Source organism: Comamonas aquatica NBRC 14918 (assembly GCF_000739875.1).
Taxonomy (GTDB): domain Bacteria; phylum Pseudomonadota; class Gammaproteobacteria; order Burkholderiales; family Burkholderiaceae_C; genus Comamonas; species Comamonas aquatica.
The window spans coordinates 1-12,331 of sequence record NZ_BBJR01000002.1; the positions used below are offsets into that span (position 1 = coordinate 1).

10 protein-coding genes and 1 pseudogene are annotated in these 12,331 nt (G+C 68.1%); 3 read left to right on the forward strand and 8 right to left on the reverse strand.

Annotated features, from left to right (window positions below):
- The 5 genes from CA2_RS01080 to CA2_RS01100 form a co-directional block, all read right to left on the reverse strand.
- The coding region (locus CA2_RS01080) for a GspE/PulE family protein (protein ID WP_169741435.1) at positions 1–1,153 on the reverse strand (1,153 nt) is incomplete at its 3' end.
- A 66-nt stretch (positions 1,154–1,219) separates the two neighbouring features.
- Entirely contained in the window at positions 1,220–1,552 is a 333-nt protein-coding gene (locus CA2_RS01085; protein WP_042411694.1) for a FlxA-like family protein, read from the reverse strand.
- Positions 1,553–1,606: 54 nt separating this feature from the next.
- Positions 1,607–2,407 carry a class I SAM-dependent methyltransferase gene (locus tag CA2_RS01090; protein WP_042411698.1) on the reverse strand — a complete coding sequence of 267 codons (801 nt, stop codon included), beginning with the start codon at positions 2,405–2,407 and terminating at the stop codon, positions 1,607–1,609.
- Positions 2,408–2,410: 3 nt separating this feature from the next.
- Positions 2,411–2,974 (reverse strand): DNA-deoxyinosine glycosylase, encoded by a 564-nt coding sequence (locus tag CA2_RS01095; protein WP_245620853.1) that lies wholly within the window; start codon positions 2,972–2,974, stop codon positions 2,411–2,413.
- A gap of 83 nt (positions 2,975–3,057) precedes the next feature.
- A complete protein-coding gene (locus CA2_RS01100) occupies positions 3,058–3,894 on the reverse strand; it encodes a TatD family hydrolase (RefSeq protein WP_042411701.1) in 837 nt (278 codons plus the stop codon).
- Between the two features lie 144 nt (positions 3,895–4,038).
- On the opposite strand from CA2_RS01100, the pseudogene CA2_RS18865 reads away from it, so the two are divergent.
- Positions 4,039–5,452: pseudogene (locus tag CA2_RS18865) on the forward strand (methyl-accepting chemotaxis protein).
- Positions 5,453–5,486: 34 nt separating this feature from the next.
- Here the strand turns inward: CA2_RS18865 and lolD are convergent.
- Together lolD and CA2_RS01115 are read right to left on the reverse strand one after the other, a co-directional pair.
- Positions 5,487–6,164, reverse strand: coding sequence for a lipoprotein-releasing ABC transporter ATP-binding protein LolD (gene lolD / locus CA2_RS01110; RefSeq protein WP_042411704.1), 678 nt, complete (start codon positions 6,162–6,164; stop codon positions 5,487–5,489).
- Positions 6,157–7,410, reverse strand: a complete 1,254-nt coding sequence (locus tag CA2_RS01115; protein WP_042411706.1) for a lipoprotein-releasing ABC transporter permease subunit — start codon at positions 7,408–7,410, stop codon at positions 6,157–6,159. The genes lolD and CA2_RS01115 overlap by 8 nt, the downstream gene beginning before the upstream one ends.
- Before the next feature lie 87 nt (positions 7,411–7,497).
- Here CA2_RS01115 and CA2_RS01120 point away from each other — a divergent pair, with 87 nt between their 5' ends.
- Both CA2_RS01120 and recJ read left to right on the forward strand, forming a co-directional pair.
- Positions 7,498–8,499 carry a hypothetical protein gene (locus tag CA2_RS01120; RefSeq protein WP_052369783.1) on the forward strand — a complete coding sequence of 334 codons (1,002 nt, stop codon included), beginning with the start codon at positions 7,498–7,500 and terminating at the stop codon, positions 8,497–8,499.
- The gene (gene recJ / locus CA2_RS01125; protein ID WP_042411708.1) at positions 8,496–10,205 is read left to right on the forward strand and encodes a single-stranded-DNA-specific exonuclease RecJ; all 1,710 of its coding nucleotides are present in this window, start codon (positions 8,496–8,498) and stop codon (positions 10,203–10,205) included. Before CA2_RS01120 ends, recJ begins: the two co-directional genes overlap by 4 nt.
- 205 nt (positions 10,206–10,410) lie before the next feature.
- On the opposite strand, the gene CA2_RS01130 is transcribed toward recJ, so the two are convergent.
- Positions 10,411–12,195 (reverse strand): methyl-accepting chemotaxis protein, encoded by a 1,785-nt coding sequence (locus tag CA2_RS01130; RefSeq protein ID WP_042411709.1) that lies wholly within the window; start codon positions 12,193–12,195, stop codon positions 10,411–10,413.
- Positions 12,196–12,331 lie beyond the last annotated feature (136 nt).

Sequence of the window (12,331 nt, forward strand, 5' to 3'; positions counted from 1 at the left end):
TGCTGACATTGACCTCCTCGGTCGCCACGCGCTTGAGCGTGGAGTACAGCGTGGTGGTCTTGCCCGATCCCGTGGGGCCGGTGACCAGGATGATGCCGTGGGGCCGCTGCACCAGCGACTCCCAGCGCGCGGCATCGTGGGGCGTGAAGCCCAGCTGATCGAGCTGCTTGATGGTGTTGTCCGGGTCGAAGATGCGCATCACCATCTTCTCGCCGAAGGCCGTCGGCAAGGTGGACAGGCGCATTTCCACCTCTTCGCCACGCGGATTGCGGGTCTTGATGCGGCCATCCTGCGGCCGGCGCTTTTCGACCACGTCCATGCGCCCCAGCAGCTTGACGCGGGCCAGCATGGCATTGAGCACGCCCATGGGCATGCGGTAGACGGAGTGCAGCACCCCGTCGATGCGAAAACGGATCACGCCCTGCTCGCGCCGGGGCTCCAGGTGGATGTCGCTGGCGCGCTGATCGAAGGCGTACTGCCACAGCCAGTCCACCACGCGGATCACCCCGGTGTCGTTGGCATCGAGCTGCTTGTTGCTGCGCCCCAGCTCCACCAGTTGCTCGAAGCTGGCCGCGGCCGACGCTCCGCCGCTGCGCTGCGCCGAACGCACCGAGTTGGCCAGGGCAAAGAACTCCGCCGTGTAGCGCTGGATGTCCGCCGGATTGGCCATCACACGGCGCACGTTCTTGCGGGTCTGGCGCTCCACCTCGGCCACCCAGTGCTGCACAAAGGGCTCGGCCGTGGCGATCACGATCTCGCTGTGTCCGACCTGCACCGGCAACACCTTGTGCCGCTGTGCATAGGGCGCGCTCATGGCCTCGCCCACGCGCCCCACATCCACCTTCAGCGGATCGATGCGCTGGTAGCCCATTCCAGTGCTGGCCGCGACAAAGGCCGTCAGGCTCTCCAGGTCCAGCGGCACCCCGTCGCTGGCCCGCGTGACGCCCACGCTGGCCAGACGGATCAAGGGGTGCTGGCTGCTCTCGGCCGTGGCGCAGCGCGCATGCACACGCTCGGCCTCGGCCGCGTCGATCACGCCATCCTCGCGCAGCCACTGCAGCACCAGCCGCCACTCCAGGGCACAGCCGCTGTGGGGGCCGTCCACGGCGCGCAAGGACAAGGAAGAGGCGGAAGGGGCTAGGGATGCGTTCATGGCGTGCCAGGAAGTCGGTCGTCAACGGACATTGTGCCGCCTTGGCCCACCCTGGGGCCGGTCCACTCAGGCGTAGGTATCGACCTGGACGCCCAGTGGGCTGTAGTTGGGGCGTTCCTCGGTGCCCTCGGCAACCTGCGGGGAACTGGCCTTACCCGCCGACTTTTGCTGCGCCTGCTGTTGCTGCAAAGCCTGGATCTGCGCCTGGATGGCCTGGATCTGGGCCTGCAGCATCTTCGCGGTCTGCACCTTCAGCTTTGCCTCCATGTCGGAGTTGGCCGTGTCCTTGAGCTTCTGGGTCAGCTCCTTGAGCTTGCCCTGCAACTTGGCGATCTGGCTGGACACATTGGATGCACTGGTGGCAGCTCCCGGGCTGCTGGAGATGGCGGAAACAGACATATCGGACACCGTAGAAACAAAAAGAAAGCGACCAGTGTAGGTCTTTCGCCGGCCTTAGTCTGCGGACAGATCCGCCGCTGGCTCGATGCGCTTGAACACCTTGAGCCACTTGGTCGCCGGCAGGCCCCAGCGCGCCTGCACGGCCTCGGCCCGGGCCTGCAGTTCCTCGCGCGCCAGCGGTGTGGCCACGCGCTGCGCCAGCACGATGGTGTTGCCCTCGCGCGTCGGTCGGAAGGCCCAGACATGGCCTGCGCCGAAGGCCTCGGTGATCTTGTCCAGGCTGCGCTGGTAGCTCGAGGCCCGGCCGAACAGGTTGACCGTCATGCTGCCCTCGGGGGTGAGCATGGCGCGGCAGTCGGCATAGAACTCCACGCTGTCCAGCACCGGTGCGGCCGCGTTGTGGTCGTACAGGTCCACCTGCAGGGCATCGACCGCGCCTTGCCAGCGCGGCTGGAGGATCTCCAGCGAGGCATCGCCCAGCACCACCTCCAGCATGTCGTTGTCCGGCGGCAGCTTGAACCAGCTGCGGCAGATGTTGACCACCAGCGGGTTGATTTCGATGGCGGCGGTGCGCATCTTGAGCTTCTTGTAGTGGAACTTGGTCAGCGCGGCCGCGCCCAGGCCCAACTGCACAGCGCGGCGCTCGGCCACGCTGTCGGGGTCGACGAACAGCAGCCAAGCCATCATGCGCTGCACGTATTCCAGGTCGATCTCGAACGGCTCCTTGAGCTTCATCGAACCCTGCACCCAGGGCGTACCCAGATGCAGGTAGCGGGCCACGCCATCGTCCGAGACGCTGACCTGGGGCAGGCCGTCGTCGCCCGATGTGCTGGAGTTCTTCTTGCGTGCTGCCACGGTTCAATCGTCTTTCTGTAAAAGGCCCGCCGCCTGCATCACCGCGCGCCACGCGGCCAGCTTGCGCTCGAAGCTCCACGCGGCGTTCGCCGGGCTGGTCGAAGGCAACTGGTACACCTGCAGCCCCAGGCCGGCAAGCTGGCGGGCGTGCTTGTAGCTCTCGCCGCCGTTGTGCGCCACGGCCTGCAGCTGCGGACACGCGGTGCGCAGTGCCGCGAAGTCGTTGACCTGCGGCACGCGAATGGCGCTGTCCAGGCTGCCGCGGCGCTCACAGCTGTCGTACACATCCCACAGCCCCAGGCCCCGCGCCAGCAGCCATTCGCAGCGCGCGCCATAGGCATCTCGCCCGGGCTGCGGCACGGTGGGCCACAGGGCCGCCAGGATGGGCCAGAACTTGTTCTGCGGATGGGCGTAGTACTGCTGCGCCTGCAGCGAGGCCACACCGGGAAAGCTGCCCAGGATCACCAGCCGCGTGCGGCCGTCGGCCACCGGGGCCAGCCCCTGCAGACGGTCGTTGGAAGAGCAAGGCATCACGGACATGGCGCCCGATTGTGCGGGCAAATGCATGGCGGTGTGCCCTGCACAGGATTAGAAAACATAGCTGGCTGCGCAGACTTGGCGAGGGCTGAAGGCATAAAACATGCAGATTCTCAGTCCGTGGCAGCCACCGGCCAGGCCGGCAGGCCACGCAGCGCCGCGCGGGCGTTGCGGCCCGTGGCCTGGGCCAGCGCAGACAGCGGCAGGCCGCGCAGCCGTGCCACCTCGGCCGCGATGCGCGGCAGCTCGGCACTGGTGTTGCGCCCCTGGGGCTGGCCAGCGGCGCGCTGCTCGGCCGTGGTGTAGAGCCAGTGCGGGGGAATGTCGGGGGCATCGGTCTCCAGCACCAGGCTGTCCAGCGGCAGGCGGGCCGCCAGCTCGCGCAGCTTCAGCGCACGCTCATAGGTCACGGCACCGCCGAAGCCCAGCTTGAAGCCCAGGTCAATGAAGGCCTGGGCCTGCTGGGCGCTGCCATTGAAGGCATGGGCAATGCCCCCCACCACCGGTGTGGCCCGCAAGGTCTTGAGCAGGCGGTCGCTGCTCTTGCGCACATGCAGGATCACGGGCAGGCCGAACTCCCGCGCCAGCTGCACCTGCTGCTCGTAGAACCAGATCTGGCGCTCCGCCTCCAGGCCGGGCACAAAGAAGTCCAGACCGATCTCCCCCAGCGCCACCAGGTGGGGGTCGTCCCGGTGCTGCGCCAGCCAGTGGCGCAAGGCGGCAATATCGCCCTCCTGCGCCTGCGGGGTGTACAGGGGGTGGATGCCCAGGGCATAGCTGTCGCCGTGCTGGTGGGCCAGGGCCACCACCTCCGCCCAGTGGGTGCGCTGCACGGCGGGAATCACCAGGTGCGCCACGCCGGCCTGCCGGGCCACGGCACGCACCTGGGCGCGGTCTGGGCTGAATTCCGCAGCATCCAGGTGGCAATGGGTGTCGATCCAGGCAGTCATGGATTGATGATGCCATGCCCCTGCCCGCCCCTCGCGGCGCTGGGTGTGCGCGCTCTCCTACAAATCACAAACAGAAACATGTGCAACATCGTTTTTCACCACCCAAACGATGGTTCCCTGCCGCTCCCCGCACAAGGCCCTTCCATGCCGCACTTTGATTGGAAACAACTGCTCAATCGCCACACCCGCAAAGCCGCAGACCAGCAGGGCCAGCTGGCCGCCATCCAGGCCGTGCAGGCCGTGATCGAGTTCGACCTGCAAGGCCATGTGCTGCATGCCAATGACAACTTCCTGCAGGCCACCGGCTACACGCTGGCAGAAATCCAGGGCCAGCACCACCGCATGTTTGTCGATGAGGCCACACGCAACAGTGCAGAGTACGCCGCGTTCTGGCAGCGGCTGGGGCAGGGCCAGCACGATGCCGGCCGCTACCGCCGCATCGCCAAGGACGGGCGCGAGATCTGGCTGCAGGCCAGCTACAACCCCATCTTCGACAGCCACGGCCAGCCCTTCAAGGTCGTCAAATACGCCACGGACATCACCGAGCAGCAGTACCGCGAGGCCGACGCCCAGGGCCAGTTGCAGGCAATTGCCAAGGTGCAGGCCATCATCGAGTTCGAGCTGGATGGCACCATCCTGCACGCCAACGCCCTGTTCCTGCGCGCCACCGGCTATGCCCTGCACGAGATCGTGGGCCAGCACCACCGCATCTTCATGCCCCCCCGAGGACGCCCGCAGCGCCGCGTACCAGGTCTTCTGGCGCAAGCTGGCGCGCGGCGAACACGATGCCGGGGAGTACCGGCGCCTGGGCAAGCAGGGGCGCCCGATCTGGATCGAGGCCAGCTACAACCCCATCTTCGACGCCAGCGGCCGCCCCTTCAAGGTCGTCAAATACGCCACGGACATCACGGCACGCCACATGGCGGCGGCCACGCTGCGCTCGGCGGTGGAAGGCCTGTGCGACAGCGTGCAGCGCTCGACCCAGGCCCGCACCCTGGCAGAGCAGGCCAGCCAGGTGGCCGAATCCGGGGGACACACGGTGCACGAAGTCATGGACACCATGGAGCGCATCAGCGCCAGCTCCCGCAAGATCGGCGACATCATCGGCGTCATGGACACCATCGCCTTCCAGACCAACCTGCTGGCCCTGAATGCGGCCGTCGAGGCCGCGCGTGCCGGCGAGCAGGGCCGTGGCTTTGCCGTGGTGGCTGCAGAGGTGCGCAACCTGGCGCAGCACAGCGCGGCGGCGGCCAAGGAAATCAAGCAGCTGATCGAGGTGTCCTGCCAGCAGGTGAACTGCGGCGCGGAACAGGTGCGCCAGGCCGGTCAGACCATGCAGGACATCATGGGCGCCTCCAAGCAGGTGACGACCATCATCCACGAGGTGGCCGAAGCGGCCGTGCACCAGTCGGCCCAGCTGCGTGCGGTGACCGAGGCCCTGGACCATAGACCCCAGGACCCGGCGCCCGTGCCGGAGCTGGCACCGCCGCCGGCGGTCACCAGCATGCCGGTGTTCTCGTTTGCGCCCACCCCGCGCCCGGGCGCCCTGCTGGCCTAGGGGCTGCGCCCCCACAGGCCCAGGGTGGCGGCCCTCAGGCCAGCCGGCCCTGCACCAGACGCACCACGCGGTCGCACTTGGCGGCCAGCGATTCGTCGTGCGTGACCATGACAAACGCCGTGCCGTGGTTGCGGGCCAGTTGCAGCATCAGAGCGAACACACTGTCGGCCGTGGATCGGTCCAGGTTGCCCGTGGGCTCGTCCGCCAGCACACAAGCGGGCTGGGCCACCAGGGCGCGGGCAATCGCCACACGCTGGCGCTCGCCACCCGACAGTTCAGCAGGCCGGTGCTCCATGCGCTCCTTCAGGCCCACGGCCTCCAGCATGCGGGCCGCCTGCGCCAGCGCCTGCGGCCGGGTCTCGCGGCGGATGCGCAGCGGCATGGCCACGTTGTCCTGGGCGCTGAACTCGGGCAGCAGGTGGTGGAACTGGTAGATGAAGCCCAGATGCTGGTTGCGCAGCTCGCCCTGGCGTTTCGGGCTCAGGGTGTGCAGGGGCTGGCCCATCAGATGGACGCTGCCCTGGCTGGGCGCGTCCAGCCCGCCCAGCAGGTGCAGCAAGGTGCTCTTGCCCGAGCCCGAGGCCCCGACGATGGCCAGGGTCTCCCCGGCATGGACCTGCAGGTCCACGCCATGCAGCACCTGCACATTCAGGCGCCCGTCCTCGAAACGCTTGGTGATGCTGCGCGCATCCAGGACCAGTTGCTTACTCATAGCGCAGGGCCTCCGCTGGGTTCACGCGGCTGGCGCGCCAGCTGGGATAAATCGTGGCCACGAAGGCCAGAATCAGGGAAATGACGGCAATCGGCACGATGTCGCTGCTTTGCGGATCGCTGGGCATCTTGCTGATCAGGTAGATGTCCTTGGGCAGGAAGGTGGCGCCCAGGGCGTGCTCGATGGCCGGCACAATGACGTCGATGTTCAGCGCCACACCCAGGCCCAGCAGCAGCCCGGCCAGGGTGCCGATCACCCCGACCATGGCGCCCTGCACCATGAAGATGCCCATGATGGACCCCGGCGAGGCCCCCAGGGTGCGCAGGATGGCGATGTCGGCGCGCTTGTCGGTCACCGTCATCACCAGGGTGGACACCAGGTTGAACGCGGCCACGGCCACGATCAACGTCAGGATGATGAACATCATGCGTTTTTCCAGCTGCACGGCGGCAAACCAGGTCTTGTTCTGCTGCGTCCAGTCGCGCAGGTAGAGGAACTCGGTGATCATGCCCGACAGCTCCTGCACCACACGCGGCGCCTGGTGCAGGTCCTTGAGCTTGAGGCGGATGCCGGTCGGCCCCTCCAGGCGGAAGATGCGCTGCGCATCCTCGTAATGCAGCATGACCATGGCCGAGTCGTACTCGTAGTGGCCCGAATCAAAGGTGCCCGCCACGGTCATCTGCTTGAGGCGCGGCACCACACCGGCGGGCGTCACCTGGCCGCTGGGCGCGATCAGCGTCACCACATCGCCCACGCCCACGCCCATCTGGCGCGCCAGCTCCTGGCCCAGCACGATGTTGAAGGTGCCCGGCGTCAGCAGCTTGAGCACCTCGGCATTGGTGGCGGCCAGATCGGTCACCTCGCCCTCACGCGCAGGGTCGATGCCGCGCACGATGGCGCCCTTCATGTCCTCGCCACGGGCAATCAGCCCCTGCGCCGCCACAAAGGGCGCGGCACCAATCACCTCGGGGTGCTGCTTGGCCTGGCGCATGGTGGCGTCCACGTCCTGCAGCGCCTGGCCGTTGGGCGCAAAGATCTCGATGTGCGACACCACGCTGAGCATGCGGTCGCGCACTTCTTTCTGAAAGCCGTTCATCACCGACAGCACGATGATGAGCGCGGCCACGCCCAGGGCGATGCCCAGCATGGAGACCCCGGAGATGAAGGAGATGAAGCCATTGCGCCGTGTGGCGCGGCCGGCGCGCGTGTAGCGCCAGCCCAAAGCGAGTTCGTAAGGAATTTGCATACGTGGCCCGCATTGTGGCACTGGCCGCCGCCCGGCCTTGTCATACAAGACTGACGCTGGGCAGCGGTTTAGGGACAATACGGCCCCATGTCGCTTTCCCCGCCCGCACTGCCCGCGCCATTCCTGGCGTCGCCCGCCCCGGCCGCCGCCCACCGCCACCTGGTGCTGCCCTATGCCGCCCTGCTGGACGACAGCTGCCAGCACCTGCTGTCCACCCTCGAGCTGCCCCAGCTGGAGCGCCTGCTGCGCAGCCTGCGCCCTGCCGGGGCAACGCCGGGCCAGCCCGACCAGCCGATTCCGCCGCACGAACGCGTGGTGGCGCGCGCCTGGGCGCTGGACGCCGAGCGGCCCGCCTGGGCCGCCCTGGCCACGCAGACCGTCGACACGCCCTGTGCCTGGCTGACGCCCTGCCACTGGACCGCCGGGGCCGACCAGGTGCGCATGGACGACCCGGCCAGCCTGCAATTGGAACTGGCCGATGCCCAGGCCCTGCACGCCCTGCTGCAACCCTGGTTTGCCCAGGATGGCCTGTCGCTGGACATCGTCACGCCGCTGCTGTGGCGCATCGCCGGTGCACCGCTGGCCGACCTGCACCCGGCCTCGCTGGACCGGGTGCTGCTGCGCGACGTCAGCCCCTGGCTGCCCAGTGCCCAGACTGCACGCACCCTGCACCGCCTGCACAGCGAGGTGCAGATGCTGCTGTACACCCACGCCTTCAACGACCGGCGCGCCGAACGCGGCCTGCAGCCGATCAACGCCTTCTGGCTGCACGGCGCGGGCCGCCTGGATGCCGACGCGCTGGCGCACAGCCAGCAGGCTGCCGCCCAGGTCCAGCTGCAGGTGGTGGACGGGCTGCGCCAGGCGGCCCTGCGCCAGGACTGGCCGGCGTGGAAGCAGGCCTGGCTGGCCGCCGATGCCGGCCCCCTGGCCGAACTGGCGCAGCATGTGGCCCAGGGCGGCCCGGCCACCCTGAGCCTGTGCGGCGAACACCACGCCCGCAGCTGGGACAGCCAGCCACGGGGGTTGGTGGACAAGATCAAGAACGTTTTCAGCCCCCAGCGCTTTGCTGGCTTGCACCAAGCGCTATGAAGATCATTGAACGAACGATCCCGGAAAGCACCGTCCAAACCCTGGTGCAGTCCGGCATCAACCCCTTGCTGGCGCGCCTGTACGTGGCGCGCGGCGTGCAGTCCTGCGAAGAGCTGGACACCGGCCTGGGCAAGCTGCTGCCGCCTTCCGGCCTCAAGGGCATCCAAGAGGCGGCCCGCGTGCTGGCCGACGCCATCGCGCGGCAGCAGCGCATCTGCATCGTGGCCGACTACGACTGCGACGGTGCCACCGCCTGCGCGGTCGGCATCCGCGGCCTGCGCATGCTGGGCGCCCAGCATGTGAGCTATGAGGTGCCGGACCGCATCACCGACGGCTACGGCCTGTCCGCCCCGATTGCACGCCGCGTGCACGCCAAGGGGCACGAGCTGCTGCTGACCGTGGACAACGGCATCGGCAGCGTGGACGGCGTGGCCCAGGCCAAGGCCCTGGGCCTGACCGTGGTGGTGACCGACCACCACCTGCCCGGCGAGCAGTTGCCCGCGCCCGACGCCATGGTCAACCCCAACCAGCCCGGCTGCACGTTCGAGAGCAAGTCCCTGGCCGGCGTGGGCGTGATGTTCTACGTGCTGCTGGTGCTGCGCGCCGAGCTGCGCGCACGCGGGGTGTTCGACGCCACCCATCAGCCCAAGCTGGACACCCTGCTGCCCCTGGTGGCCCTGGGCACCGTGGCCGACGTGGTCAAGCTGGACGCCAACAACCGCCGCCTGGTGGCGCAGGGCCTGCAGCGCATCCGCAAAGGCCACATGCCGGCCGGCATTCGCGGCCTGTACGAGGCCGCCGGCAAGGATTATTGGCAGGCCAGCACCACGGATTTCGGCTTTGCACTGGGCCCGCGCATCAATGCCGCCGGCCGCCTGGCCGACATGACGATCGGCATCGAGTGCCTGCTGACCGATGACTACCCCAAGGCGCTGGAACTGGCGCACACGCTGACGCGCATCAACCGCGAGCGCCAGGAGATGGAGTCCGGCATGCGCCTGCAGGCCTTTGCCCTGGCCGATGAGCTGTTCGAAGACGGCGTGCTGCCGCCGGCCGCCATCAGCGTGTTCGACCCGGACTTCCACGAAGGCGTGGTCGGCATCGTCGCCTCGCGTGTCAAGGACCGCCTGCACCGCCCCACCTTCGTCTTCGCCGCCAGCCAGGCCGAGGGCAAGGCGCACGAGCTCAAGGGCTCGGGCCGCTCCATCCCCGGCTTTCACCTGCGCGATGCGCTGGACCTGGTGGCCAAGCGCCACCCCGGCGTGCTGCTGCGCTTTGGCGGCCACGCCATGGCGGCCGGCTGCACCATCGCCGAAGAGCACTTCCACACCTTCGAGCAGGGCTTTGCCCAGGTCGCTCAGGAATGGCTGGACGCCAAGACCCTGACACGCTGCGTGGAGACCGACGGCCCGCTGGACCCGGCCTTCCGCCAGGCCGAGGTGGTCGAGCAGCTGAACCTGGAAGTCTGGGGCCAGGGCTTTGCTCCACCTACCTTCAGCGAGGACGTGGAGGTGCTGTCGCAGCGGCTGGTGGGTGAAAAGCACCTGAAGCTGCAGCTGCGCCACCGCGGCGACGTGGTGGACGGCATCTGGTTCGGCCGCACCGAGCCCCTGCCCGGCTGGGTGCACCTGGCCTTCCGCCTGGACATCAACGAGTGGCGCGGCGAGCGCAAGGTGCAGTTCCTGGTCGAAGGCGCCGAAGGCTGAGGCCGCAGCAACCGCAAAAGCAGAGCTGGCAGCGCTGATTTTTCATTGCTTTCAGCACTAAAACTGCTGAAACTCCAGGATTCACCAGCGCATCCAGCTATAAAAAAAGACCTGCACATGCAGGTCTTGGAATGTCCGCCTGGGCGGCGGGGGCGCTTCCCCCGCACTGCTGCCGCAAGCTAGGCGCCACCGCGAGATGGCGACTTCAGAAGCTTTCCCATTCGTCCTCGCCCCCCTGGGCGACGGCGGCCTTGGGCGCCGCAGCGGGTGCGGGCTTGGCAGGGGCTGGTGCGGCCGCCACCGCAGCAGGGCGCTGGGGCGCCGCCCCACCCAGGGCCGCGGGTGCTGCCCGGACCGGCGCGGCCGGCGCCTTGGCGACCACCGGCACGGGGGCCTTCATGGTCGGCACAGACGGCTGCGGCACGGCGCGTGGCGCCACACTGCCGGCGCCGACGTTGAACACCGCCACTACATCGGCCAGGCGCTGGGCTTGCTCGTTCATGGACATGGCTGCCGCGCTGGATTCCTCCACCAGGGCGGCGTTCTGCTGCGTCATCTGGTCCAGGTTGCTGACCGCCTGGTTGACCTGGCCGATGCCATCGCGCTGCTCGGTGGCCGAGGCCGTGATCTCGCCAATCAGATCCGTCACGCGGCGCACGCTGGCCACGATCTCCTGCATGCTCTCGCCAGCCTGCGCCACCTGGGCAGACCCGGCGTCCACATTGCCCACGCTGGCGGTGATCAGTTGCTTGATCTCCTTGGCCGCCTCAGCACTGCGGCCGGCCAGGGAACGCACCTCACCGGCCACCACGGCAAAGCCACGGCCCTGCTCACCGGCCCGCGCGGCTTCCACCGCGGCATTCAGCGCCAGGATGTTGGTCTGGAAGGCGATGCCATCGATCACGCCAATGATGTCGCTGATCTTGCGGCTGGAGGCATTGATCTGCTCCATGCTGTGCACCACCTGCTGGACCACCTCGCCGCCACGCTCGGCAGCCTGCACCGCCGTGGAAGCCAATTGGTTGGCCTGGCGCGCGGTGTCGGCCGACTGGGTCACGGTGGCGGTCAGCTCCTCAATGCTGGCAGCGGTTTCCTCCAAATTAGCAGCGGTCTGCTCGGTTCGGGCCGACAGGTCCTGGTTGCCGGTGGCAATCTGGCTGGCGGCCGAGGAGACGGAGTCCACGCCATTGCGCACCTCGCCCACCACGGTCCGCAGCTTCTGCGTCATGGCACTCAGGCTGCGCAGCAGGTGGCCCAGTTCGTCCTTGCGCTCGTCGTGCACGTCCACGGTCAGGTCGCCGGCGGCAATCGTGTCCGCCAGGTGCACGGCACGGCCCAGCGGCCGCGTGATGGAGCGCACGATCATGCCGGCCAGGGCCACGCCCACCAGCACCAGCACCAGGCTGGCCGCGCCCACCACCCAGTAGGTGCGCTGGCGCTCCTGCAGGGCCTGCTCGCGCACCTGGTTGCGCATCTGCTCCTGCAGTTGTACCAGATCATCCTGGGACTTCACATACACCGCAGCCGCGGGGCGCAGCGCCTGAACGGCCAGCTCCATCGCCTGCAGCACATCGCCCTCTTCGCGCGAACGGTTGATCTTGGCCACGGCTTCCAGCGCCTTGGCGCGGTTGCCAGCCACCACGGCCAGCTGGGCTTTTTCCTGCTCCGAATCGGCCTGGGCCTCGACCTCTTTCTGCAATTCGCTGATGCGCGCAATGCCCTGAGTGCTGAGCGCTTTCATTTCCTGCACCAGCACCGACTCCGACGACATGGCGCTGACCACCACCCGCTCCACCGACAGCTCGGTCAGCGCCTTCCAGCGCATGGTGGTGGCGATGCGCACATCCGCCGCCTGGGTCTTGACGTTCACCTGCTCGGCGGTGCGCTCGGCGAACACCAACAGGCTGAATGCCAGCGTCAGCATGGCCCCCATGGACCCCAATACCACCCCCCACAGCTTCACGGCCACAGGCAAATTGTTCAAACGCATGATGATGGCCCTCTCTCCATTCCTTGTTGTTGTCTGCGGACCGGCCCCGTGGCGGGGTCGGCCAGCCTCCCATGTGCAAACACCCTCCGGGGCCTGGCCCCTGGAGGGTGTTTGATTTTTTCACCGCCCCGTGAAC